This is a genomic window from Pedobacter sp. ok626 (assembly GCF_900100435.1).
Taxonomy (GTDB): Bacteria; Bacteroidota; Bacteroidia; order Sphingobacteriales; family Sphingobacteriaceae; genus Pedobacter.
In genome coordinates this window covers 50,813-75,164 of sequence record NZ_FNEX01000008.1, presented here as the reverse complement: position 1 = coordinate 75,164, position 24,352 = coordinate 50,813, and the positions used below count along the sequence as shown (strand labels likewise).

Genomic DNA, 24,352 nt, shown 5'->3' with positions numbered 1-24,352 from the left:
GCTAGGCTGTATAGGAGAATTTTTTTGGCGTGATGCCGTATTGTTTTTCAAATAGCCTGCTGAAGTGGCTGAGGTTGGAGAACCCCAGTTCATAGCCAACCTGGGAAACGGAATGCTTAGCCTGCTTCAGCAGGAAGGCAGCTTCTTCCATTCTCGCCCTTTGGTAATAGTTATAGATGGTATCACCAAATGTTTGTTTAAAAAGCTGCTTCAACTTGGTCTCGCTCATCGAGGCGATAGTTGCCAGCTCGCCAATAACCGGAGGGGTACTAAGATCACTCAATATTTCATTACGGATGACCAAAAGTCTTTCTGCATCATTACTGTTTATATTTTTAAAAGTAGTATTCTCCCTGAGTGAGAGCTTACTGAAAAGCAGGTACATCAATTCCTGAACCTTGATCTGGACATAGAAATTATTCATGGAATTGTTCATGTCAACAGATACTATATTTTTCAGCAGCAATTGCATTTCGGAATCCAAGCTTTCGAAAAAAAGAAACGAAGCGTTTTCGCCTGTGATCGTTTTGATGGTACTATTGGGGTTTTCTATCGAAAGAATAGCGCGTAGTCTATCAGCAGCAATTGCAACTACTACATACTGTATATTACTGCCAGCAGGAAAACGGATTTCGGTCTTCAGGTCATTGGTAGATAAAAGTATAGAAGCATCATTTTTTTTTGAGAATGGTATATGCTCTTCATTTTCATATTTAACTTCAAGATCCTGATTGGTATTATAAAAGAAAAAGGTTCTTACGCTACTGGTCTCTGGGGAAGGATTTCGCTTAATAATTAAATCATCCTTTAGTGTGTAATGATGGATGGTTAATTTAAAATCGTTCCCAAAGCCGACTTTACGCACATAACCTTCCCCCATCGTACTCGGGATTTCCATGAAATTATCTATAACAGTTGCATTGATATGCTTTGCGAAAAATTTAATAAAGTCGAATCCGGGTGCTGTTGTAAATTCAAAAATCATTGCTACAATAATTAGTAATGTGAGGTTACAATAAACTTTCTAAAGTTACATCTCTTTCTTCTAAACTGTCTTCCTCGACATTAGAAATGTAAATTAAATAGGTGAGGATCAATATTCGTTGAGCAATATCCTGGGCAGATCTAATCTCAGATTCCTGCTCTTTTTCAATCAAAGAGACACGGTCATAAAAAGGGATACCTAGAGACGTCAATAATATTTCAGTTTGGGTTTTTGATTTTAATGCACTCATCAATATCGATGGTTTGATCATGTTTGCTTTCAGGTACAATATACTATCTTTAATGCTAAAATCTTTTCAATTGAGAAAGTACATCATCTTATTGTTTTACTATTTGGTCATTTTGTCTTGTACAAATAGGGAAACCCCGGTAGAGAAATCTGTTAAGCAAAATCATCCCGGAAATGGAACCGGTAAATTAATTCCTATCAATTTTTATGATCGGAAGTATGAAGATGTTGATTTTAATGCTCATGATATAATAACTGCAGACGGTTGGAAAATTGAGTATCTGGTTAAAGATGATACCACAAGATATGACGATATCTATATTAAATGGTCGAAAGGTAGGACAGAAGGGGTTTACTGTGGCGGAAAGATGCTTGAATTTAGACGCCATTTTATACCCAGATTTAAGGGTGAAAACAAAACTCATTTATTTTTTACGCATGCCTGTGCTACGAGTTGTACCGCGTTGTTGACGTTATCCAAATCTGACAAACCAGTGGAAAGAACCTTTGTAAAAGTTACAGGTTTTGATATTAATCTGGGACAAGTGCTCCAAATTGGGGATTATGACAATATGCTAGAACGTTTTAATTTCGCATTAATTGATTTATCAAGGGGAATTGAGAAAGGTTTTTATTTTAAAAACAAGTGCTTCTCTACTGATGACACAGGCTGCATTGATAGTGTGCAGTTTAACGGTAACTCAGTTGAAGTATTTGCTACTTTAACTGATCGTAAAGATGAACAAAGGTCGGTTCAGGAAGTTTATACTGTTAAGCTGGAGAAATGAGGTTGTAATCTTGTTATAGGTTAGGATTATTCAATTCGGTGATCTTTGGCTAAATAGATTATTATATCTAATTGACTATTTTTAAGATAAATTCGGATTTGTGACTGACATACCTGAGCTGCTGAATCAACTCGCCACACCTCTTAAAAATGAGGATTCAGATTATTAGCGACCTTTTGCCAACCACATTTTAAATGGTTCAGCCTTGGGCGAGGGGATAGATTGGATTAAACGTAGTAATTGTTCCGTATCGGCAACTTCTGTTTCGCGCATCTTGCCATGTTCAGCTTTCATTTTCAACTGTACGATTTCTTCGTACCCTTCAACTTCTCTCAGCATGAAGTTTCTTTTTTAAATCACTCCAATATCGTCTTGGAACTGAGCTCCCCTCGAAACCTCAATTACATCAACGATAGAAAAATATCATAAGGTAGGTAGTGGGAAACTTAGAAATAAAGATAGAACTTTGGATGACTTTATGATTTTTGAAAACATCTCAAACCCTTTTAACATGATACAAAAAGTAAGTAGAACAGCTGAAATCTATGAAAGATTGGAACGTGAGGGAAAGGTTTCATATCTTGACCAACCTGAGCATATTGCAGCTATTGATGCAATGAGCGATCAAATGGAAGAAGTGAGACGAGAATATCAGGTAAAAGATCGAAACTCTCAAGTAGCTGCTGCATCTGTGATATTAATTGCATAGATTCTTGTAAAATTTTTCTAAAGTCAATGCCTTAAAAAATTATTATCTGATTGATGGTGTGGTTATTCCTAGGGATAATTCGTATTTTTGTAGCATGTCAGAAAAAGAAAGAAAGGAATTTTCCACAGCAATTAAGAAATATACCGAGAGGCTTTCTAAGAGTAAGAAAGAATCTAAGGAATTTTTGGTGCGTTCTGGTATTATCACGGAAAAAGGTAATTTTCGCGAACCTTACAAACATTTATGTATTCAACAAGACCAGGATTAATCCTCGGTTTTCACGGTTGTGATGAAAGTTTGGTTACTGATGTAGTCAGGGGGAAAGCCTCACTCCGTAACAGTACAAATAAATACGACTGGTTAGGCCATGGAGTTTACATGTGGGATAATAGTCCTTCCCGAGCCTTGGAATTTGCTAAATGGCTAAAATTAAACCCAGGAAAATCAAAAACTCCAATTAAAAATCCTGCTGTAATAGGCGCCGTTATCAACTTAGGCTTCTGTCTTGATTTACTGGATTATCAGAACTTATTCTTTTTAAAAGAAGCGCATACTTTGCTTGTTGCTACTTCAAACGCATTAGGAAAAGATATGCCTGTGAATAAAACGGTTGGCAGCAGTAGAGATCTTATATTACGTGAATTAGATTGTGCCGTAATTGAAACCCTTCATCAATTCAGAGAAGATAGTAGCATGCAAGCTTTTGATTCTGTTAGAGGTGTTTTCTCTGAAGGTGATGACTTATATACTAATGCCGGATTTAAAGAGAAAGATCACATACAAATATGCATTATGAACCCTAATTGTATAAAAGGGTACTTTCTTCCTAAAACGGAAAACAAGAAATTCAAAAAGGTATAAATAGGCGCGCAAAACGAAAATGAGCAACTGGATTTTATTTAATATCCTTGTTTTTTTTCTATTCCATTTCAATATATTGACCCGTATGGCAGTTCCAGTAAGTAAGCATGAGTTACAAATCGCAATCCAGACAAATTACAATACTCTTCTTAAAGAGATTATTTCTATTTCATCTGATAGCGCTATGCAAAAAGAATTAGAAGGCCATTCTAAAGGTACCATGATGAGTATCAACAACCTCTTGGCCTATCTTATTGGTTGGGGTGAACTAGTTTTGAAATGGAATAGGAAAAAAGACAATAATGAACCTGTAGATTTTCCGGACACAGGCTATAAATGGAACGAGCTTGGTAAACTTGCTATGAAGTTTTATAAAGATTATGAGCAAGATGATTTTATGACTTTACAAGAAAAGCTAGATAAAACAGTTCGTGAAATCTTAACCGTGATTGACAAAAAATCCAACAACGAGCTATACGAAACTACTTGGTACGAAAAATGGACAATGGGCAGGATGATACAGTTCAATACAGCTTCCCCTTATAATAATGCTCGCGGGAGAATACGTAAATGGAAGAAGCAAAAAGAATAAAACTAATTATATACACATCATTAAATATATCTCAGGATTTTCAAGAACATTGCATTGAAATCTTTAAAAGTAACTCGCCAATTTTTTTTGATCCTGAAGAGTTACAACTATTTGAATATTATTTGATTAGTGATGTTGAAAAACATCGCAACATACTGCTAGATCATATGAAAAGTTAGGATTTACCACGAACATATTATTACTGATGGTTTTGGAAAAGGCATTGACAAGTATTCAATGAAATTGGAAAATTAAAATGCGAGGCTTGTATCTGTGGTAGCAGAAATAACCCTCGGTCGCAAGTAGGTGGTGATTGTAACATTCGGTATTTTAAGTTATCTCATCTATACTTTAAATGTAATTAACGATAACGCTATATGTCAGCTTCTTTTAAAATAATGTTGCTCATTTTCATCTGCCTGTCCTTTAGTGTGTATTGCTTTGGACAATCGCTAGAAAGATATCGGACATTGAAAGACAGTTCTTTTGTTTCTAAAAATCTGGGATATAAAAAGCATGTTCAAATTACAGTACCTATAGAGTATCAGGAAACACTGCAACAAAGCTTTCCCCTAGTTGTAATTTTTGATATGCAAAATCAAAGGCAATATCAATACCTGTTAAAATCTATTGATTTCCTGACGGCTAACGAACAAATGCCATCGGCCGTTATTGTCGGCGTTGAATCGGGTGGTGGGGGTAACCGCTATCGTGAAACACAATTAAAGGTAAGTGATACGTTGGGCATAGGTGAAAAGAATGATGCATACATTTTTAAAGAATTGATTCCTTTATTAAGAAGCCGGTTTAAAGTCAGTGATTTCACGATGTTGATCGGGCATTCTCGGTATGGATTTTTTACAACGTATCTAATGGCTAAGCATCCAAAGGAATTGAATGCGGTAGTGTCTATTAGTCCATTTTTGCAACAACGTCAGTTTAATTTGACGACGATGCTTAAGCAGGAGATTAAAAAGAATAAACCAAAGCATATGGTTTACTATCGGTACGCTATGGGGAATGATAATCCTGAGGATTATAAAAGACTTACAAAGGCAATTAAAGGCGCGGATTTTAGAAGCAAGAATTTCAATGTTGAGGGGTGGTGGTTTCCTGAAGCTGATCACAATACCACGCCGGCGTTAACCATAATCAGGTCTTTGTACGAGGTATTTGAGTATTGGCATAGCTGCCAAAGTCAGTACCTTGTTGAAGGGAATAATGATCTTGGGGTTGTTGATGAACTCAAACAAAAAATAAAGCAGCATTACGGGACTTCGGTGCCTTTTTCTTTAGGTATACTAAATGGTAAAGGTTATGCTTTTTACAATAAAGCGGACTACGCTAATGCAATAGTAGCATGGCGGCAATTGGTGGCCCTGTATCCCAATTTTGCGCAGGGCTATCTCAACATTGCCAAATGTGAAAAGGCCTTAATGCAGCCAACAGATCAAACTATTCGTGAATTTAAAGTTAGTCTCTCCGAATCTTCGATATTTAATGCAGATCAGAGAGCTGATTTGTTAAAGGAAGCTGAAGGATTTTGAGTGGGTCTTTCGCCAGATTCGCCGAAATGCACAACTATGGTCTATTAGTAATTGTTTAGGTTAATAAAGGGCAATTTCCTAATCCTCATTCTATGCTAGCTGCTTGTTTTAAGGATATATATTTTAATACCAGCTTTTAAGTTTACCCGTCATTTTATCCTGTTCAGGTAATTCTATTTTACCGCATATCAGTTCATCACCCGCTAGGATTGTTATCCTCTTTTATATCCATTTTCCGTCCTGAAAATCGTTGTTAATCAGGTTATAGTCCATTGATTTCCATTATCAAGTCTTGCAAGGAAATCTATAAATGACGTTCCTACTTCAATATTACACGACTTATCTAGATCAATGAATGGAGAAAGCACAACTCGGTATTCCTGTAAATCAGTTAGCTCAATCGCTATGAATTCGCTTCCTCCATTGCTACCTATGCCTATTGTACTTGACAGGGCGGTAAGCCCATAAAAAGTATTCATTTCAACAATCTCATCAACGCCCCATAATTTGATATACTCATTACCAACGTGACTCTCGAAGCCCGCGTAATTATTCAAGAATAAAGTGTAATCAATAGGTAAAATAAAACCTACCATCGATTCAATATCTTTGATGAGTGTACTGGAGTCTCCATGTTGAACTGGCCAGTTGTACCTTTTAAGTATGTTTATAAGAACTTCCATTAAAGTTGATTATTACATATTGCGTTTTTCCGTTGGTCTGGAACATTGGCCAATTTAGTATTAATCTTTTCAAACATAGATGTATGGCATTTTCGAACAAATCGTTAATAGATTCATCTATGCTGCTGCTTGTTTTAAAGATATGATTTTGTAATCACTATCTGTATGCACATCATGTCCAAATAAGAATTGCCAGAAAGCGTATTCTTCCTTTTGGGTGACGAATAGCTGAAGTGCTATGTGGATTGAATAACGTTTTAATGTAAGCTACCTTGTGGCTATCTTTGCCCGGAGATGAAAAAGCAACACATTCAGGACATTTTTGGAAATATTGACATTTACTTATTTGACCAGATCCTTAAAGGCACTTACGACGATTGTGACATGATCTTAGATGCTGGTTGCGGAACAGGCAGAAACCTGCTGTACCTGTTGAAAAGCGGAGCAAATGTTTTTGGTGTAGATCAAAACCCGGAAGCTATTGCGCAGCTAAGAGCCCTTGCGGGCTCATTTTCGCAAGTTGATCCGCAAGAAAATTTTAAGGTAGCTTCAGTAGAGCAGCTACCGTTTGAAAATGAAACTTTTGATCTGATCATCAGTAGTGCTGTTTTACATTTTGCAGAAAACCTCAGTCATTTCGAAGCTATGCTGAATTCCATGTGGGACGTGCTTAAACCCGGAGGGTATTTTTTCTGCCGGCTCGCCTCAGAAATAGGGATCGAATCATTAGTCAGGTTTATTGGAAATGGTAGGTACATCCTTCCCGATGGATCGGAGCGCTTTCTGGTGAACCAGGAGATGCTGCTCAGACTCACCAAAAAAATCGGTGGAGAATTGCATGAGCCCATCAAAACCACTAATGTTCAAAACCTGAGAAGTATGACTACCTGGTGCGTGCGTAAAATGATATCATCCTGATTTGCTTGTATTCATTATTACTTAAATGGATGCGATTATGGAATTACTCATTCTGCATGTTGAAGTAGGCTACTGCCAACAGCATGGCAGGAACAACTCTGCCTCGGTCATATGGTCGCGAAGGTTTTGCCTTTCCAAGCCTTTTATATCTTTATGCGTCTTTACCGTTACACCAGCCCATTCCTGATGAATGATATTTGTTAACAAAGCAAACTCATCTCCTTTTTGTACTCCATGCTCCTGCCAGTAATCAGTTAACTTATTCCGGGTCTCTTGTCCAGACATACGCTGCTGAATCCACTTTTCACTTCGTCCAGCCTTCTGCCAATTTTCTCTAGCCCTATCCAGGCTCTGTTCCGGATCGGACATTTCCTGCATACGTTCATAGCCAACTTTTGCCAACCACATTTTAAATGGTTCAGCCTTGGGCGAGGGGATAGATTGGATTAAACGTAGTAATTGTTCAGTATCGGCAACATCTGTTTCGCGCATCTTGCCATCTTCAGCTTTCATTTTCAACTGTCCCAAGAATTGGGACAGTTCACTTCCTTCATCTCTCAACTTGGTTTTTAAGGCATTCCAGTACTTTCTTGGTCTAGGGCTCTCCGTCAAAATCTCAACTACATCAATGATAGAAAAATACCATTTCTGATCTGTTTCGCTCCATTCTGAACGAATTCGCTTGCTTTCAAACAATTTGATATCCATTTTATAAAGATTAAGAGCTAAGTTAATCAACTTTAAGTCCTATATCCACAGGTAATACATTATTCTTCTAATTTGGATCTCTCGATGTATATGTACCCCGGACTTGTGGCTATCTTTGCCAGAAGATGAAAAAGCAGCACATTCAGGACACTTTTGGAATATTGATATTTATCTGAACAGATGCTTAAAGATACTTATGATGAATGTCACATTTTCGCAAGTTGATCCGCAAGAAATTTTAAGGTAGCACTAAAACGGCTGAATCTGCGACTTTGTTCGTCACAGGCCATCCTTTAGCTAGGGAAAATAAGTTTTATTTAAAAGTTATAAAATTTTTATAAATTGGAATCTTAAATTAATTGCTATCAATATGATATTAATGTATGGTTTCGGAGGCATTGAACTTGTTGTTATATTATTGATTATAATAATTACAGCTTTAATTGGTTACAGAGCAGGATCAGAAAGAAAGATAGGAGGTCCTTTAGGGTTGTTGTTAACGTTATTCTTAAACTTTATTGGGCTAATTATTATTTGGTGTTCACCTAGGATTGATGAGGAAATGTATGTTGATGTACCAGACCAATTGAAAAAATTTAAAGACTTATTGGACAGTGGTGCAATTACAGAAGATGAATATAAATCTCAGAAGGATAGACTTCTGAAATTAAATCTACCCTAAAAACCGGCTAAGGTTTCTTCTGTAGGTAATGCCGACCGGGATTTTCTCGTTGTTCAAAATGATGTTATCCCGCTCAACCTGCGCTATTTTTCCAACTGCTACAATATATGATTTATGAACCCTGACAAAATGATCTTGTGGTAGCATGTTCTCCAGCTGATTGGTGGTGATGGAAGCAAGAAGGGATTTATCAGCCGTAAATATTTTTACATAATTCCCGTAACTCTGTGCGTATAGAATATCATTTACAGGAAGATCGATAACTACACTGTCTACCTTTACAGCAATACTCTTCCCGGCAGTTGTCTCTAGCTTTTCAACCGTATCCATAGCCAGAAAACGTTCTATTGATTTGACGAATCTTGGGTAATATATTGGTTTTAGTAAGTAATCTATAACTCCATACTCATAGCTCTCCAGTGCGAATTCAGAATAAGCAGTTGTAAGGATTGTTCGGGGGATATTTTTTAAAGTCTGCAATAATTCCAGCCCTGATATTTCCGGCATATCAATATCCAGAAACATGAGGTCTATTGTATTGCTACGGAGTATATTTAGTGCCTCAATAGCATTGTAACACTGATACGTAAGTTCCAGAAGCGGGTTTTGATTAATGTAATTAACCAGCACATAATGGGCCGCAGGTTCATCATCTACAATGATACATTTCTTTGGTATACTCATGAGGCCAGTTCAATTTTTAGGTTTACAACATATTCTTCTCCATTCGCAAAGCTTTCCAGCTGGTGTTTATGGGGATAGATAATTTTTAAACTTTCAATGGTATTTTTTAATCCGATTTTGGTAGAGACAACCTTTTTCTTTTTTGCAGGTATAGAATTGCGGATATGCATATGTAATGTCCCTTGAACTACATTGATATCAATATCAACGAAACATTTTTCAATTGAACATGCGCCGTGTTTAAACGCATTTTCAATAAAGGTGATCAGTAGCATAGGAGCTACTCTATAATTACCGTTGTCAGTATGATGAGTGTAATTAATTTCAGACCGGTAACCCACCCGCTCTTTCTCCAGTTCCACATAGCTCGAGATGAAATCAATCTCATCTTCTACAGGAATGAATTCTTTTGTGCTGTTTTCTACCTGGTAGCGCATGAGCTTGGAAACCTGCATAATCAGCTCAGATGATCGTTCGGGATATTGTAAGCTGACTCCATAAAGTGTATTGAAGGTATTGAACAGAAAATGGGGGTTGAGCTGTGCTCTTAAAACATTGAGTTGTGCCTGGTTGTGTAACAGTTCCTTATTGGTTTTCATTTTCTGCTCTCGGTAATGCTCCAGGATTTGGATGGAACCGAGGATACAGATCAGCGTTCCCGCTAGCGTTCCCAGCTGAAAGTGATAGGTTTTTTGATAGGAAGATTTATATAGGAAACAATTCTTGTACAGTAACTCGGTAGATACCTCGAATAAAAGAATGGAAAATACAAAAAGCAATGTCGTTGTCAACAGAAAATAGAGGTAAGGTTTATGTTCTTTCAGCAGGATGGGCAATATAAAAAAACGATTGATCTGCGCATGACTATAAAGAATGAAAAAGTAGACTGTACCTGTGAAAAAGCTCCTCCAGCTCGTGATAAAGATCCAGTCGTTTACGGTAAATAGTAGGAAAGAGAAAATCAATATGAAAATCTCCTGTAACCATTTGCTCTCTAATATACTTTTTGGACCCATCTCAACCTTAAAGGATACAAAGTAAGGATATAATCGTGTAACATAATTATATAAATGACGAATTCAATTGGTCATTTATAAGGTTCATTCATCATTTAAAGCAATTTATCCCCATTTTTCGACTTAGTTTTGGTCTAAACTAAAGAATCAGATGTTTAAAAACTGGCTTATTTTTCTCCTTTTATTATTTTCTTTTCACAGTTATTCGCAAACACTTACTTTAAAAGATGCTATTGAGCAGGGTATTTCCAATTACGGGACGATTAAAGCAAAAAGTAAATACCTGGCAGCTTCAAAAGAAGCGGTTAAACAGACTAAAACAGATTATCTTCCTAATGTAACGCTTTCTGCCCAGCAGGACTATGGAACGGTAAACGGACAAAATGGCCCCCTGTATGGCTTTGGCGGATATGGGGTGGCTTCATCAGGCTTGCCGCTGCCACAGCAAAACTGGAATGCGGCTTTTGGTGCGCTATATCTGGTGAATGTGAACTGGGAGGTGTTTTCTTTCGGCAGGATCAGAGAAAGAGTAAACCTTTCAAAGGCGGAATCGGAACGTTCCGCCAGAGATCTGGATCAGGAGACCTTCCAGCAAAAGATAAAAATTGCAGCAGCTTATCTGAACCTGCTGGCCAGTCAGCGATTAATTGTGTCACAGCAAAAAAATCTCGAACGGGCAACTGTGTTCCACAACATAGCAGCGACAAGGGTGAAAAACGGATTATTGGCCGGTGTAGATTCTACCCTGTCCTATGCGGAGGTTTCAAGGGCAGTGATTGCACTCAACCAGTTAAAGGACCGTGCCAAAGAGGAAAATAACAAGCTTGTTGCTTTGATGGGCGTAGGTATTGAAGATTTTGTACTAGACAGTGGCTTTGTAAGACGTGTCCCGAAAGCCATCTTATCTAATGCCCTTACCCTGAACCCGGTGCTTCAATATTATAAAAGCCGTGTGGATGCCGGAAAACAGTCGCTAAAATTATATAAAAAGGATTATTATCCAACAGTTAACCTGATCGGGATTTACCAGACCCGGGGTTCAGGCTTTAGTCCGGAGTATGCAACCAACCAACATGCCTTTTCGCAGAACTATTGGGATGGCATTAATCCCGACAGGCAGAATTACCTTTTTGGCATTGGCCTGACCTGGAATTTAACTTCAATCGCAAGAACAGGGAAGAGGGTAAGCGCTCAGCGGTATACGGTATCAGGATTGCAGGATGAATACGATGTAGTTGATCAGCAACTGAAGACACAACTGGATGCGGCAGAAGCTAAGATCAGATTTGCACTGGAAAACTATAATGAAGCACCAAAACAGGTGCGTGCCGCCCGTCAGGCTTATCTTCAGAAAACCACTTTATACAAAAATGGCTTGACAAACCTGGTGGATGTTACCCAAGCCTTGTATACATTGAACCGTGCGGAAATTGATAGCGATATCATTTATACCAATGTATGGCAGTCATTGCTGATGAAAGCTGCTGCCTCCGGAGATTTCGACTTGTTTATTAATGAATTTTAATGCTGTAGCTCAATGAATTTAATACGTTTTGCCCTTCGTAAACCCATTTCCATCCTCGTGCTCGTTGCCGGACTTTTTTTCTTCGGAATCGGTGCTGTCAGGACTATAAAAGTCGATATCCTGCCGAAGATGAACCTTCCGGTGATTTACCTGGCCCATCCTTTCGGTGGATATACACCGAACCAGATGGAGTCATACTTTGCTAAAAACTATGTAAACATTCTCCTTTTCGCCAATGGCGTAAAATCTATCGAATCAAAGAATATCCAGGGCTTGACCTTGATGAAGATCAGCTATTACGAGGATACCAATATGGCACAGGCCGCTGCGGAACTGAGTGCCCTGGCGAATCGTATGCAGGCTGCATTTCCTCCAGGTTCGCAACCGCCGTTTATCATTCGTTTTGACGCTTCCTCGCTGCCTGTAGGACAGCTCGTGTTGAGCAGTAAAACGAAGAGTAATAACGAACTGCAGGATCTGGCCAATGTTTATGTGCGGGCTTCCTTTACTTCTGTGCCAGGTTTACTTTCTCCACCTCCTTTTGGGGGAAGTCCGAGAACAATAGAGATCAATGTTGATCCTGTAACCTTGCGTACGCATAATTTAACTCCCGACCAGATTGTTGAAGCGATCAGGATCAATAACCAGACAGCACCTTCCGGAAATGTGAGGATCGGTGATAAAAACTACATTACCCCAACCAACAATACGATAAAACAGGTAAAAGATTTTGAAAAGATCCCTTTGTTTAAAGGAGGCGTGCAAAACCTTTACCTCGGGGATGTGGCGACCGTTAAAGACGGGGCGGACGTAACTGCCGGCTATGCACTCGTAAATGGGAAACGCTCGGTTTATGTGAGTATCGCCAAAGCAGGTGATGCTTCTACCTGGGAGGTGGTGCAGAACCTAAAGGCGAAACTGCCGGTGATACAGAGTACCTTGCCAGATGATGTACAGCTTTCTTATGAATTTGACCAGTCGGTATATGTGATCAATTCTGTAAAAAGTTTGGTGACCGAGGGTGCGATAGGGGCTGTGTTGACAGGCTTAATGGTTCTGTTGTTTCTGGGCGACAGAAGGGCGGCTTTGATTGTCATCCTCACGATCCCTATTTCTATAATTTCTTCGGTATTGCTGTTAAAGTTGTTTGGCCAGACCATTAACCTCATGACCTTAAGTGGCCTTGCACTGGCTATCGGGATTCTGGTCGATGAAAGTACGGTAACCATAGAAAATATACACCAGCACCTGGATATGGGGAAACCCAAGGCCCTGGCCATCTGGGATGCCTGTAAGGAAATCGCCTTACCGAAGTTATTAATCCTGTTGTGTATCCTGGCTGTTTTTGCCCCGGCATTTGTAATGTCTGGTATACCTGGTGCCTTGTTTTTACCTTTAGCACTGGCCATAGGCTGTGCGATGCTCGTGTCTTTTTTGTTATCGCAGACTTTTGTGCCGATTATGGCCAACTGGCTAATGAAAGTACACCCAAAAGTAAAACATCCGGCAGGTATTACCGATGATGAGGCTGAGTTTAATGCTTCGGGACTGACACCTGAATCTGAAAAAGATATCATTGCCCAAAAGGAAATACTGGTGCGTGAGGACCTGAACAATAATGGAAAGATCAGTGCTTTCGAAAGGTTTAGAATGAAGTTTGTCGCAATGATCGACAGGCTGTTTAATTTCAAAAAGCCTGTTACACTGTTTTATCTCCTTGGAATTTCGGCCATAGCTATTGTACTGCTAAATGTTATCGGACAGGATGTTTTTCCGAAGGTAAATTCCAGTCAGTTTCAAATGAGATTGAGGGCTGCGGATGGAACAAGGTTGGAAAGGACGGAAGATCAGGCGAAACTGGTACTTCAGGACCTGGAGAAGATGGTCGGAAAAGAACACCTCGCTATCTCTTCAGTTTACATCGGCCAGCACCCCGCACAGTTTTCTGTATCTCCGATATATCTGTTTACTGCCGGACCGCATGAAGCTGTTTTTCAGATTGCACTGAAAGATTACCATACCGATATGGATACTTTTAAGGATGAGCTGAGAAAGCGGATCAAGAAGCTATTGCCCGATACCAAGGTGTCATTTGAGCCAATTGAGTTGACGGATAAAGTGTTAAGCCAGGGTTCACCAACACCCATCGAAATCAGGATTGCCGGAAAGAATAAGAAATTAAATGAGGAATACGCCAACAAGATCATCGGGAAGTTAAACAAGGTGGATTATTTCAGAGATGTTCAGATTGCACAGCCCATTCATTATCCTTCACTGGACATCAATATTGACAGGGTGCGTGCCGCCCAGCTGGGTGTGGATATGAGTGATATTTCCCGATCGCTGATTGCTTCGACATCATCGTCCAGATATACGGAAAAAAATACATGGATAGATGAAAAGGCGGGTCTGTCTTATAATGTGCAGGTACAGGTGCCGCTGGAAAAGATGATGACCGAAAATGATATGGGGGCAATACCGTTATTGAAAAATAATTCCCGACCGGTGCTGAGTGATGTCGCTGAAATTGTTCCTTCTGTGACTTACGGCGAAAATGACAACATCGGTGCAATGCCATACCTTTCGGTAACGGCCAATATTGACCATACGGATTTGGGAACTGCCGCTAAACAGGTAGGAAAAGCCATTGAAGATTTAGGGACCTTACCAAGGGGACTATTTATTGAGCCGATCGGATTGAGTACAGTACTGGCGGATACAATGGCCAGCCTTGAATCGGGCTTACTGGTTGCAGTGGTGGTGATCTTCCTGATGCTGTCCGCCAATTTCCAGTCTTTCAAAATCTCTTTTGTCATCCTTACTACAGTGCCGGCAGTTGTATTGGGTTCGTTGATTCTCTTGTTGCTGACAGGTTCAACCCTGAACCTGCAATCGTATATGGGGATTATCATGTCCGTAGGGGTTTCTATAGCCAATGCGGTACTCCTGATCACCAATGCCGAACAGCTGAGGAAGCACAATGGGAATGCTGTATTGTCTGCCAGGGAAGCAGTTTCTTTAAGGTTGCGCCCGATCATCATGACCAGTATCGCCATGATTGCCGGGATGCTGCCGATGGCGATTGGCCATGGCGAAGGCGGCGAGCAGGTTTCTCCATTAGGAAGGGCCGTAATCGGAGGATTATTATTCTCTACATTTACGGTTTTGATTATCCTGCCCATGATTTTCGCCTGGGTAATGGGCAAATCGACTACGGAGTCGGTATCTCTTGATCCTGAAGACGAGGAAAGTAAACATTATATATCCACTTTACCACATTCATAAAATACATTACACAGATGAAACCTATATATATCACCACAACTATTTTAAGCACAGTTCTTTTGCTATCCAGCTGTGCCGAGAAGCCAAAGGAAAGTGCTGCTGTTGAAGAAACTCCGAAAATGGAGACCTTCGAAGTCAAAAAAGAAAAATTATCTACAGAGCTGACCATGCCTGCGGAACTCGTAGGTTTTCAACAGGTCGACCTGTACGCCAAGGTAGCCAGCTTTGTGAAGGAACTAAAAGTAGATATCGGCGCCCAGGTTAAAAAAGGGCAGTTGCTCCTTGTGCTGGATGCCCCGGAAACCAGTTCGCAGGTAAGTGCCGCGGAATCCCGTCTGCACGCTCAGCAATCGGTATACACAGCGAGCAACAGCACTTACAAAAGATTACTGGAAACGAGTAAGGTAGAAGGTACTGTATCATCGAATGATCTGGAGCAGGCGGAGGCAAGGAGAAATGCTGACTTCTCGCAGTTGCAGGCAGCGAAAGCAGCTTACAGGGAAGTGCAGACCATGCTGAGTTATCTTCAGATCCGTGCACCCTTTGATGGGGTTGTGGCGGCTCGGAATGTTAATCTGGGTGCTTATGTAGGCCCTTCCGGTAAAGGCTCGGAACTGCCTTTGTTTACGATTCAGGAACAGCGTAAATTACGTTTAGCAGTAGCTGTACCGGAACAGTATGCTGGATACCTTAGTGTGGGCGATGAAATGCACTTTACGGTGAGGTCTGTATTGGGACAGACTTTCAGTGCTAAAATAGCCCGTAAATCGGGTGCACTCGATACTAAACTCCGTTCAGAAAAGGTAGAGATGGATGTGAACAATACAGGTAATAAGCTATTGCCGGGCATGGTTGCTGAAGTGATATTGCCGCTTAACGCGAAAGACAGTACCTATGTAGTGCCTAAATCGGCAGTGGTGACCTCTAGTGAAGGTGTTTTTGTTGTGGCAGTGGAAAATAACAGGACAGCGAGGACAAAAGTGCAGAAAGGAAGGGAGTTTAAGGATAAAATTGAGATTTTTGGTCCGTTTACCAATAAGTCGGTGTTGATAAAGTCGGCATCTGAAGAAATAAAAGACGGGACTGAGCTGAAATAGCGGGAAATTCGTCTCCTGGTGGATGGAATTCCTCTTCAATTTAGTTTCCGATGTTTGGTGCTTCTAATCTTTGAGATTCTTTTGGAAGGCTTTGATTTGTTTTTTCACTAATTTAATCCCAACCAGTTCATAACCGCGCGGACTATTAAAATGATTGCAAATAAAATAATTCCCCAAAATGGAGTACGGGTATACCAGGGTTTACTACTTGTTGGTAATGTGTCGAGTTTTCTGAGGTCGTTTGAATCCATGCGACGAATATAACATTTTTAATTTGGTGTAGTTTGTTGAAATCACCATCAAAATCTGATTTACATCTTTATGATAAAAATACAGGGGGGCTTTATTACCTTTGTCCGAACTAAACATATATAATGTATAAGAATTGGTGGAAAATATTAGGCGCATTGTTAGTGACTTATTCAACAATTGCGGGGTTTTTATCAACAGTACCCGAATTACCTATTTTGCATGAAAGTATAAGAAACCTGTATTTCCACGTACCGATGTGGTTTGGAATGATTGTATTATTCAGTGTATCTGTTTACCACAGCATTAAATATCTAAGTAGTAGCAACCAGGAGCATGACCTTAAAGCTGTCGAAAGCGTTAATGTTGGTGTGGTTTACGGTATCCTCGGAATTACCACCGGTGCGATATGGGCTAAGTTTACCTGGGGACAAGCCTGGAGCTTTGATGTGAAACAAAACTTTGCGGCAATAGCCCTCTTGTTGTACTTTGCTTACCTGGTATTGCGTAATGCGATTGACGAAGAGCAAAAGCGAGCAAAAATATCTGCTATTTATAACATATTTGCCTTCCCGATGATGGTGGTATTACTGTTTGTATTGCCACGTTTATCCGATTCTTTACACCCTGGAAATGGAGGCAATCCAGGCTTTAATTCTTACGATTTAGATAGCCGCATGCGCGCTGTATTTTATCCTGCTTGTTTGGGTTGGATACTGATCGGATATTGGATCTATACCATTTTATACAGAGTACGTTCATTAGAAAAAAACAACACCCTATAGTCATGAAGAAAATTTCAGTAACCTTTTTAATGTTGATGTTTGCAATGCAATTATTTGCACAAAATGGAGATTCATCAATTACTGAAAGCGTATATGCTTCAGGTAAAATATATGTTGTTGTCGCTTGCATTGTCTTAATTCTGTTCGGCTTGATTTTTTTTCTATTCTCGATCGAAAAAAGATTAAAAAAATTAGAACAAAAATCTTCTGCCAAAAACTAATTTTAAACTGTTTAAACGCTGTTTTTGCCTGTAATTTGACGTGGTGTGTCGCTTACACTAAGTGATTATTCATTTGCATTAATCGTTTTTTTTAGTGCAATTTTGCATTACTAACTGAGAACTTATTTCAAATTCATAAAAAACAAATAATGGCTAATACAGCAAATGAGACAAAATTCTTTGCAGATGTCTGCAAGAATTTTGACAGTGCCGCGCAATTTACCGCCCACCCGGAAGGTTTATTAACTCAAATTAAAGCTTGTAACAGTGTGTACCGTTTCCAGTTTCCGATTCGTAGAGGTAATGGATTCGAGGTTATTGATGCCTGGCGTGTAGAACACTCCCAGCATATGAACCCTACAAAGGGTGGTATCCGTTACAGCGATATGGTGAATGAGGATGAGGTAATGGCACTTGCAGCACTAATGACTTACAAATGTGCTATTGTAAATGTACCATTTGGCGGTGCAAAGGGAGGTATATGTATAAATCCTAAGAATTATACAATCGGTGAGTTGGAGAATATTACCCGCCGTTATACTACAGAATTAATTAAAAAGAATTTCATTGGTCCTGGTATCGATGTTCCTGCTCCTGATTATGGAACTGGCGAACGTGAGATGAGCTGGATTGCGGATACGTATATGACCATGAACCCAGGTCAGCTTGATGCTTTGGGTTGTGTTACTGGTAAGCCAATTGCATTACATGGTATCCGTGGGCGTAAAGAAGCTACTGGTCGTGGTGTTGCTTACGCAGTCAGAGAATGCGTAAATGTAGCGGAAGATATGGCGAAAATTGGCCTTACAGCTGGTTTAGGCGATAAGCGCGTAATTGTACAAGGTTTAGGTAATGTGGGTTACCACGCTGCTAAGTTTTTGGCCGAGTTTGGTGCAACTATCGTAGGTCTTTGCGAGTTTGAAGGTGCTATTTACAATGCAAATGGTTTCAATATTGATGAAGTATTTGCGCACCGTAAATTAACTGGATCTATTTTAGGTTTCCCAGGTGCGACTGAGTTTAAAAATTCTATGGAAGGTTTAGAGCAGCCATGCGATATCCTGGTTCCTGCTGCACTTGAAAACCAAATCACCGAAGAGAACATCAGAAACATCAAAGCAAAAATTATTGCTGAAGGTGCTAACGGTCCATGTACTCCAGAAGCAGAAGAAATCTTTACCGAAATGGGTGGTATCATCATCCCTGATATGTATTGCAATGCTGGTGGTGTTACCGTTTCTTATTTTGAGTGGTTGAAAAACCTTTCACACGTAGCGTTTGGCCGTATGGAAAATCGTTATGCGGAGAATTCTAACAGAAACTTAATTAATACACTGGAAAGCTTAACTGGTAAAAGTATTCCTGCTGAGCATCGCATGATGATCGTTAAAGGTGCTTCTGAATTGGAATTGGTTAACTCTGGTTTGGAAGATACCATGATTCATTCCTACCATGAAATCAGAGAAACGTTAATGAACAAACCAGCGATTAAAACATTGAGAACTGCAGCCTTTGTAGGTTCAATTGATAAGATTGCGATTTCTTATATGAACCTTGGTGTTTGGCCATAAGGTGATTATATAATCAATTTGATCCGCGATAATTTAATTGTCGCGGATTTTTTTTGCGCATTTGTCAGAGAACTATCAATAAACAGTCATCAAAGCGTTTTGAATAGCTACGTCGGTCTTTGGGTACTTATATTTTTTATCTTTGTGAAGTTTCTTTTAAAAATTTATTACGTCCATGAGGCCATTATGATTTTACAGCATTCAAATAAATAGGATTTGAAAATCATGATAGCCTCATTACAATTGAAAACATAAATAAAAAAAATGAGAAAAAGTGCAATTATTGGTTTAATAACGATAGCATTATGTGTAGGTTTTTTAGTAAGCCTTAATGCGGATACAAACACCTATTCTACCTTTAGTGAAGCTGCAAAAGATCCAAAAGAATTCCATGTAATGGGCTATTGGGAGAAAGCAAAAGGCATGCACTATGATGCAATGAAGGATGCAAACCGCTTTGAATTTCATATGAAAGACGAAAAGGGAAGAGTTAATAAAGTAATTTATGCGGGAACAAAACCGCAGGATTTTGAACGTTCAGAGAAACTGGTATTGATCGGTAAGATGGATAAAGATACTTTTTACGCCTCTAAGATACTCATGAAATGTCCATCTAAATATAACAACGACCTGGTAGAGGTTAAGCAAGATGGTACTGTACAAAAACAGGATGGTACTGCAGTAGAGCAGGACGGTAACGTAGAAAAATACAATTAATTTTAATGGATATACAATTTATTGGAGAGAACCTCCTACCCGGTAAGATCGGCCAATTTTTTATTGTTTTGGCGTTTGCCGCTTCTTTACTCTCAACTATAGCTTATTTCTTTGCTACACGAAATAAAGAAATCGGAGATCATTCATGGACACGTATAGGTCGTATATCATTTTTAATAAATTGGGCCAGTATCGTAGGAATCGGGGCAACCTTGTTCTTCCTTATTTTAAATCATTATAACGAGTATTATTATGTTTACTCACACTCCTCTAAAGAACTTCCTGTATATTATATAGTATCGGCTTTTTGGGAAGGACAGGAGGGGAGTTTCTGGCTGTGGGCATTCTGGCAATCTTTGCTGGGAGCTATACTGATCTGGAAAGCTAAGTCCTGGGAAAATGGTGTGATGACGGTAGTAGCCTTCTCACAGGTGTTTTTAACCTCTATGCTGTTGGGCGTACAAATTTTTGGCGAACGCCTAGGTAGTTCTCCATTTATCTTACTTAGAGATGCGGTAAATTTAAAAGAAATGGCTCCAGTGGTTTTCGCTGATCCTGAAAATTTTAAAAACTACCTTAAATTTATTACTGATGGAAGAGGGTTAAATCCACTTCTTCAGAATTACTGGATGGTGATACACCCGCCAACCTTGTTCCTTGGTTTTGCCAGTATGATTGTTCCTTTTGCTTATGCTGTTGCTGGATTATGGCAAAAACGCTATAAGGAATGGGTTAAGCCTGCTATGCCATGGGCATTGTTCGCTGTAATGATATTGGGTACAGGGATTATCATGGGCTCTTTCTGGGCGTACGAAGCGTTAAACTTTGGTGGTTTCTGGGCATGGGATCCAGTAGAAAATGCTTCTATCATTCCCTGGTTAACCTTAATTGCTGGTGTTCACGTAATGATTGCCTTTAAGAATACAGGCCATGCTTTCTTTACGGCAATTGTATTGATCTTCATTAGTTTTGTATTGGTGCTATACGCATCGTTCTTAACCAGAAGTGGTGTATTGGGCGAAACATCTGTGCATTCATTCACAGACTTGGGTATGTTCTGGCACCTTATTTTATATAACGTTGTATTCCTGGCCATTCCTACCGTATTGTTAATTTGCAGATGGAAAGAATTGCCTATTACCAATAAAGACGAAGAAACTTATTCAAGAGAATTTTGGATGTTTATTGGCGCATTGGTAATTACGGTAGCTTGTATCCAGGTGATATTTTCTACTTCCGTTCCGGTATTTAACCAGGCTTTCGGAACCAAGTTTGCTCCTCCAATTGATGCTATAAAATATTATAACCAATGGCAGGCTCCTTTTGCTATTCTGGTTACCATTATATCGGGCTTTGCACAGTTCATGAAATATAAAAGAACGGATGTCCGTAAATTTTATAGCAGTCTGATCGCTTCCCTTGTATTTTCTATTGTGATCACAGCAGGATTTGTTTACATCACTGATGTTTACCATAACCTGATGTATATTCTGTTAACCTTTAGCTGCATCTTCGCTATTTTGTCGAATGCAAGGATATTGGGACAAGCCTTTGGTGGAAAACGTAAACTGGTAGGTGCGGCTGTAGCACACATTGGTTTTGCCTTATTGCTTTTAGGTGCGCTTGTAGCTGCTGCTACAAACAAACCGATCTCCCTTAATGTATCTAACTTTATTCCGGTAAAGGATTTTGAGAAGGTTGAAAAGCCAGGTCAGAACATTGTGTTGTATAAGAATGAGCCTAAAAAGATGGGTAGATATACAGTAACTTATACAAGTGATACTACAGTTGCTCCGAATACTTTTTACAAGCTCAACTTTAAAGTTATTGATGAGAAAACAGGTAAGGTAAAAGAGGATTTCGATTTGAATCCCCACGTACAGGTGAATGAAAAGATGGGCTTAATTGCCTCTCCTGATACCAAACATTACCTTACTTACGATATCTATACCCACATTACCAGTGCACCTGAGAAAAAGGATGATCATGCTGACCATGAAGGGCATACTGAAGAGGAAAACTATAAAGCGCCAAGGATCGTAAATGTAGCTGTAGGCGATACTATACACACCAGCAGCGGTATCATCACCGTTAAAGCTTTAAACAACCAGCCTAAGGCTAAAAGTTTAATACTTGCGCCAGGCGATCTTGCTGTAGGTTTGCCACTTGAAATTGATTTGAATGGTAAGATTTATAAAGCTGAACCTATATTCCTGATCAAAGGAAACAATACTTTCGATTTTGCACGTAACATTGACGACCTGGGCTTAAGAGTTCGGTTTACTAAAGTGTTGCCAGAGCAAAAGAAAGTTGAATTGCAGGTTTATGAAAAACCACAACAGGCAAAAGACTGGGTTGTATTTAAATCAATCGAGTTCCCTTACATTAATCTTTATTGGGTAGGTACTATTGTAATGGTTATTGGTTTTCTTATTTCTATCTTTAGAAGACAAAAAGAAGCAAAAACTGTCTAGTAATACTAGGCTAAAAATGCTTTGTAACCTTTAACGATTAATGATGTCCCTATGAAGATTGTTTGTATTGGTTCTGGTAATGTAGCTACGCACATGGCTAAGGCCTTTGAAGAGAATGGCGCCGATATTGTTCAGGTATGGAGCCGGGAATTGGTAAATGCGCAAGCCTTAGCCCATGAAATCGGTGCTCATGCTATTTCTGATTTGAAATTGGTAGATCCGAATGCTGATTTATATCTTATCGCTGTTAAGGATGATGTGATCGAGAAAGTGGCTAAAGGGCTAAAGGGGATAAACGGTATAGTAGTTCATACATCTGGGGCGACTGAAATGGCGGTGTTGGCAGGATTTAAGAATTATGGTGTCTTTTATCCATTACAAACTTTCTCTAAGCATCAACCCATAGACTTTATTCATGTTCCATTATGTTTGGAAGCAAATACGGAAGAGAACATGAGCGCTTTACAGATGATGGCGATGAAACTTAGCCCTCTAATCTATGAAGTAGATACCAAAAAAAGGGAAATATTACATGTTGCAGGCGTTTTTGCCAATAATTTTGTAAACCATCTTTACCAATTGAGCCATCAGATTTTAAAAAGGCATCACCTTGATTTTGAGCTGTTGAGGCCATTGATTATGGAGACTGCTGTAAAAGTTCAGGAGGCACTTCCAGAGGATGTGCAGACAGGGCCGGCAATTCGTAATGATAAAAAGACAATATTAAAACACGAAGAGCTCCTGAAAAGAACGCCACACTTGCAGGAGATCTATAAAAATTTAAGTAATAGCATTAAAAAATCCAATTCATAAGGTAATTGCGGTTTTTGGTGCTTATTTTTGAACCAGATTATGAGTATTTTTAAGTTAAAGATAAATTTTGAAGAGCAGGGGAAAGAAACAGTTGAACTACCTATTGCCGGCGGAGAGTCTGTTTTGGATGTCTGCCATGACCATGGAATAGATTTGCAGCATAACTGCGGTGGTGTATGCGGTTGTAGTACATGTCATGTTTATGTGAATAAAGGAATGGATAATATCCAGGAAATTTCAGATAAAGAAGAAGATTTTATCGATAGAGCAGTTCGTCCTAGAATCACTTCACGTTTAGGTTGCCAGTGCGTAGTGATCAATGGTGATATCGAAGTGACCATCCCAGATCAGTCTGAGTTTTTAGGCCATTAATAATAAAATTAAACAGAGAAACATGCAAGATAAGTTTGCCCTCCCAATATATTGGAACGACCATGAGGATATCGCTCAGGAATTATATGAGAAATTTGGTGATGATTTTAACGAAGCCAAAATTTATCGTATCCGTTTCACCGAGTTGCTAGAATGGATATTGTCCTTACCTAATTTTAAAGGTACAAAAGAAGAAAGTAACGAAGGACACCTGGAGCAAATCCAGTCGGCCTGGGTTTACGAATGGAGAGATAACCAGAAATAAACTGATGTTTCTTGAGCAACTAAAGCATATTACAACATTCATCTTTGATATTGATGGGGTATTAACTAACGGTGATATCATCGCGTCCGATTCGGGCGAGTTTTTACGGACATTTAATATCAAAGATGGTTATGCGCTTCAGCTTGCTGTAAAAAAAGGTTATCACGTTTGTATCATATCTGGTGGTAAAGGAGAGGCCATGCGGAAACGATTTGAAGGACTGGGGATAAACAATATCTTTTTAGGTGTTTCTGATAAGGTTGCAGTCTACAACAGTCTCTGCACTGCTTACAACCTTAATGCTACCGAAGTGCTTTACATGGGGGATGATATCCCGGATTTTAAAATTATGGAGTTGGTAGGAATTGCAACCTGTCCGGCTGATGCTGTTCCGGAGATTAAAGCGATCTCACAATATATTTCTCCATATACAGGCGGTAAGACTGCCGTAAGAGACATCATCGAAAAGGTACTTAGGGTACAAAACAAGTGGTTTGATGAAAACCCATCCGCTGCCGATTCAGGCAAATAATCATTATTTTTCATTGCAACAATT

Annotated in this window: 27 protein-coding genes; 20 read left to right on the top strand and 7 right to left on the bottom strand. The window is 39.3% G+C overall.

Translation table 11 applies throughout. The annotated features are described in order from the left end of the window. Position 1 precedes the first annotated feature (1 nt). Both BLS35_RS12905 and BLS35_RS12900 read right to left on the bottom strand, forming a co-directional pair. Positions 2-985: a helix-turn-helix domain-containing protein gene (locus BLS35_RS12905; RefSeq protein ID WP_090781601.1), complete on the bottom strand. Its 984-nt coding sequence runs from the start codon at positions 983-985 to the stop codon at positions 2-4. A 25-nt stretch (positions 986-1,010) separates the two neighbouring features. Continuing rightward, complete coding sequence (locus BLS35_RS12900; protein ID WP_165973308.1) at positions 1,011-1,235, bottom strand: DUF4272 domain-containing protein; 225 nt, start codon at positions 1,233-1,235, stop codon at positions 1,011-1,013. Between the two features lie 52 nt (positions 1,236-1,287). Between BLS35_RS12900 and BLS35_RS12895 the strand changes: the two genes are divergently transcribed. Beyond that, a complete protein-coding gene (locus tag BLS35_RS12895) occupies positions 1,288-2,022 on the top strand; it encodes a hypothetical protein (protein ID WP_132225994.1) in 735 nt (244 codons plus the stop codon). Positions 2,023-2,187: 165 nt separating this feature from the next. Here BLS35_RS12895 and BLS35_RS12890 read toward each other — a convergent pair whose 3' ends face one another. Continuing rightward, a complete protein-coding gene (locus BLS35_RS12890) occupies positions 2,188-2,361 on the bottom strand; it encodes a BRO family protein (protein WP_207909111.1) in 174 nt (57 codons plus the stop codon). Positions 2,362-2,533: 172 nt separating this feature from the next. On the opposite strand from BLS35_RS12890, the gene BLS35_RS12885 reads away from it, so the two are divergent. From BLS35_RS12885 to BLS35_RS12865, 5 genes are all read left to right on the top strand, one after another. Then, on the top strand, positions 2,534-2,731 hold the full coding sequence (locus BLS35_RS12885) for a hypothetical protein (RefSeq protein ID WP_090781886.1): 198 nt from the start codon (positions 2,534-2,536) through the stop codon (positions 2,729-2,731). A gap of 94 nt (positions 2,732-2,825) precedes the next feature. Next, a complete protein-coding gene (locus tag BLS35_RS27795; protein ID WP_175459600.1) occupies positions 2,826-2,999 on the top strand; it encodes a hypothetical protein in 174 nt (57 codons plus the stop codon). Next, positions 2,975-3,592: a hypothetical protein gene (locus BLS35_RS12880; protein ID WP_090781594.1), complete on the top strand. Its 618-nt coding sequence runs from the start codon at positions 2,975-2,977 to the stop codon at positions 3,590-3,592. The genes BLS35_RS27795 and BLS35_RS12880 overlap by 25 nt, the downstream gene beginning before the upstream one ends. An 85-nt stretch (positions 3,593-3,677) precedes the next feature. After that, positions 3,678-4,184 (top strand): ClbS/DfsB family four-helix bundle protein, encoded by a 507-nt coding sequence (locus BLS35_RS12875; protein ID WP_090781592.1) that lies wholly within the window; start codon positions 3,678-3,680, stop codon positions 4,182-4,184. Positions 4,185-4,561: 377 nt separating this feature from the next. Next, positions 4,562-5,731: an alpha/beta hydrolase-fold protein gene (locus BLS35_RS12865; RefSeq protein ID WP_090781587.1), complete on the top strand. Its 1,170-nt coding sequence runs from the start codon at positions 4,562-4,564 to the stop codon at positions 5,729-5,731. Positions 5,732-5,988: 257 nt separating this feature from the next. On the opposite strand, the gene BLS35_RS12860 is transcribed toward BLS35_RS12865, so the two are convergent. Then, positions 5,989-6,414, bottom strand: a complete 426-nt coding sequence (locus BLS35_RS12860) for an SMI1/KNR4 family protein (RefSeq protein ID WP_090781583.1) — start codon at positions 6,412-6,414, stop codon at positions 5,989-5,991. Positions 6,415-6,708: 294 nt separating this feature from the next. Here BLS35_RS12860 and BLS35_RS12855 point away from each other — a divergent pair, with 294 nt between their 5' ends. After that, positions 6,709-7,332: a class I SAM-dependent methyltransferase gene (locus BLS35_RS12855; protein ID WP_090781581.1), complete on the top strand. Its 624-nt coding sequence runs from the start codon at positions 6,709-6,711 to the stop codon at positions 7,330-7,332. 69 nt (positions 7,333-7,401) lie between these two features. Here the strand turns inward: BLS35_RS12855 and BLS35_RS12850 are convergent, their stop codons facing one another. After that, positions 7,402-8,040 (bottom strand): BRO-N domain-containing protein, encoded by a 639-nt coding sequence (locus tag BLS35_RS12850; RefSeq protein WP_090781579.1) that lies wholly within the window; start codon positions 8,038-8,040, stop codon positions 7,402-7,404. A 370-nt stretch (positions 8,041-8,410) separates the two neighbouring features. Here BLS35_RS12850 and BLS35_RS28075 point away from each other — a divergent pair, with 370 nt between their 5' ends. Continuing rightward, positions 8,411-8,722: an SHOCT domain-containing protein gene (locus BLS35_RS28075; protein WP_090781577.1), complete on the top strand. Its 312-nt coding sequence runs from the start codon at positions 8,411-8,413 to the stop codon at positions 8,720-8,722. Here BLS35_RS28075 and BLS35_RS12840 read toward each other — a convergent pair. Both BLS35_RS12840 and BLS35_RS12835 read right to left on the bottom strand, forming a co-directional pair. Further along, positions 8,714-9,406 carry a LytR/AlgR family response regulator transcription factor gene (locus BLS35_RS12840; protein WP_090781574.1) on the bottom strand — a complete coding sequence of 231 codons (693 nt, stop codon included), beginning with the start codon at positions 9,404-9,406 and terminating at the stop codon, positions 8,714-8,716. The genes BLS35_RS28075 and BLS35_RS12840 overlap by 9 nt on opposite strands. After that, positions 9,403-10,422 carry a sensor histidine kinase gene (locus tag BLS35_RS12835; RefSeq protein ID WP_090781572.1) on the bottom strand — a complete coding sequence of 340 codons (1,020 nt, stop codon included), beginning with the start codon at positions 10,420-10,422 and terminating at the stop codon, positions 9,403-9,405. Before BLS35_RS12835 ends, BLS35_RS12840 begins: the two co-directional genes overlap by 4 nt. Positions 10,423-10,573: 151 nt before the next feature. Between BLS35_RS12835 and BLS35_RS12830 the strand changes: the two genes are divergently transcribed. From BLS35_RS12830 to BLS35_RS12775, 12 genes are all read left to right on the top strand, one after another. Next, on the top strand, positions 10,574-11,947 hold the full coding sequence (locus BLS35_RS12830) for a TolC family protein (protein ID WP_090781570.1): 1,374 nt from the start codon (positions 10,574-10,576) through the stop codon (positions 11,945-11,947). Positions 11,948-11,959: 12 nt separating this feature from the next. After that, positions 11,960-15,232, top strand: coding sequence for an efflux RND transporter permease subunit (locus BLS35_RS12825; protein ID WP_090781568.1), 3,273 nt, complete (start codon positions 11,960-11,962; stop codon positions 15,230-15,232). A 14-nt stretch (positions 15,233-15,246) separates the two neighbouring features. Next, positions 15,247-16,329 carry an efflux RND transporter periplasmic adaptor subunit gene (locus BLS35_RS12820; RefSeq protein WP_090781566.1) on the top strand — a complete coding sequence of 361 codons (1,083 nt, stop codon included), beginning with the start codon at positions 15,247-15,249 and terminating at the stop codon, positions 16,327-16,329. A gap of 374 nt (positions 16,330-16,703) precedes the next feature. Beyond that, entirely contained in the window at positions 16,704-17,363 is a 660-nt protein-coding gene (gene ccsA, locus BLS35_RS12815; protein WP_090781563.1) for a cytochrome c biogenesis protein, read from the top strand. 2 nt (positions 17,364-17,365) lie between these two features. After that, entirely contained in the window at positions 17,366-17,584 is a 219-nt protein-coding gene (locus BLS35_RS12810; protein WP_254778859.1) for a CcmD family protein, read from the top strand. Between the two features lie 149 nt (positions 17,585-17,733). After that, positions 17,734-19,155, top strand: coding sequence for a Glu/Leu/Phe/Val family dehydrogenase (locus BLS35_RS12805; RefSeq protein ID WP_090781559.1), 1,422 nt, complete (start codon positions 17,734-17,736; stop codon positions 19,153-19,155). 264 nt (positions 19,156-19,419) lie between these two features. Further along, complete coding sequence (locus tag BLS35_RS12800; RefSeq protein WP_090781557.1) at positions 19,420-19,872, top strand: cytochrome c maturation protein CcmE domain-containing protein; 453 nt, start codon at positions 19,420-19,422, stop codon at positions 19,870-19,872. A 5-nt stretch (positions 19,873-19,877) separates the two neighbouring features. Continuing rightward, complete coding sequence (locus BLS35_RS12795; RefSeq protein ID WP_090781554.1) at positions 19,878-22,346, top strand: heme lyase CcmF/NrfE family subunit; 2,469 nt, start codon at positions 19,878-19,880, stop codon at positions 22,344-22,346. Between the two features lie 51 nt (positions 22,347-22,397). Next, a complete protein-coding gene (locus BLS35_RS12790) occupies positions 22,398-23,159 on the top strand; it encodes a Rossmann-like and DUF2520 domain-containing protein (protein WP_090781551.1) in 762 nt (253 codons plus the stop codon). Positions 23,160-23,198: 39 nt separating this feature from the next. Next, positions 23,199-23,531 (top strand): 2Fe-2S iron-sulfur cluster-binding protein, encoded by a 333-nt coding sequence (locus BLS35_RS12785; protein ID WP_090781549.1) that lies wholly within the window; start codon positions 23,199-23,201, stop codon positions 23,529-23,531. Between the two features lie 22 nt (positions 23,532-23,553). After that, positions 23,554-23,796, top strand: a complete 243-nt coding sequence (iscX, locus tag BLS35_RS12780) for a Fe-S cluster assembly protein IscX (RefSeq protein ID WP_090781548.1) — start codon at positions 23,554-23,556, stop codon at positions 23,794-23,796. A gap of 4 nt (positions 23,797-23,800) precedes the next feature. Further along, the gene (locus tag BLS35_RS12775; protein ID WP_090781546.1) at positions 23,801-24,328 is read left to right on the top strand and encodes a KdsC family phosphatase; all 528 of its coding nucleotides are present in this window, start codon (positions 23,801-23,803) and stop codon (positions 24,326-24,328) included. The last annotated feature ends 24 nt before the right edge of the window (positions 24,329-24,352 follow it).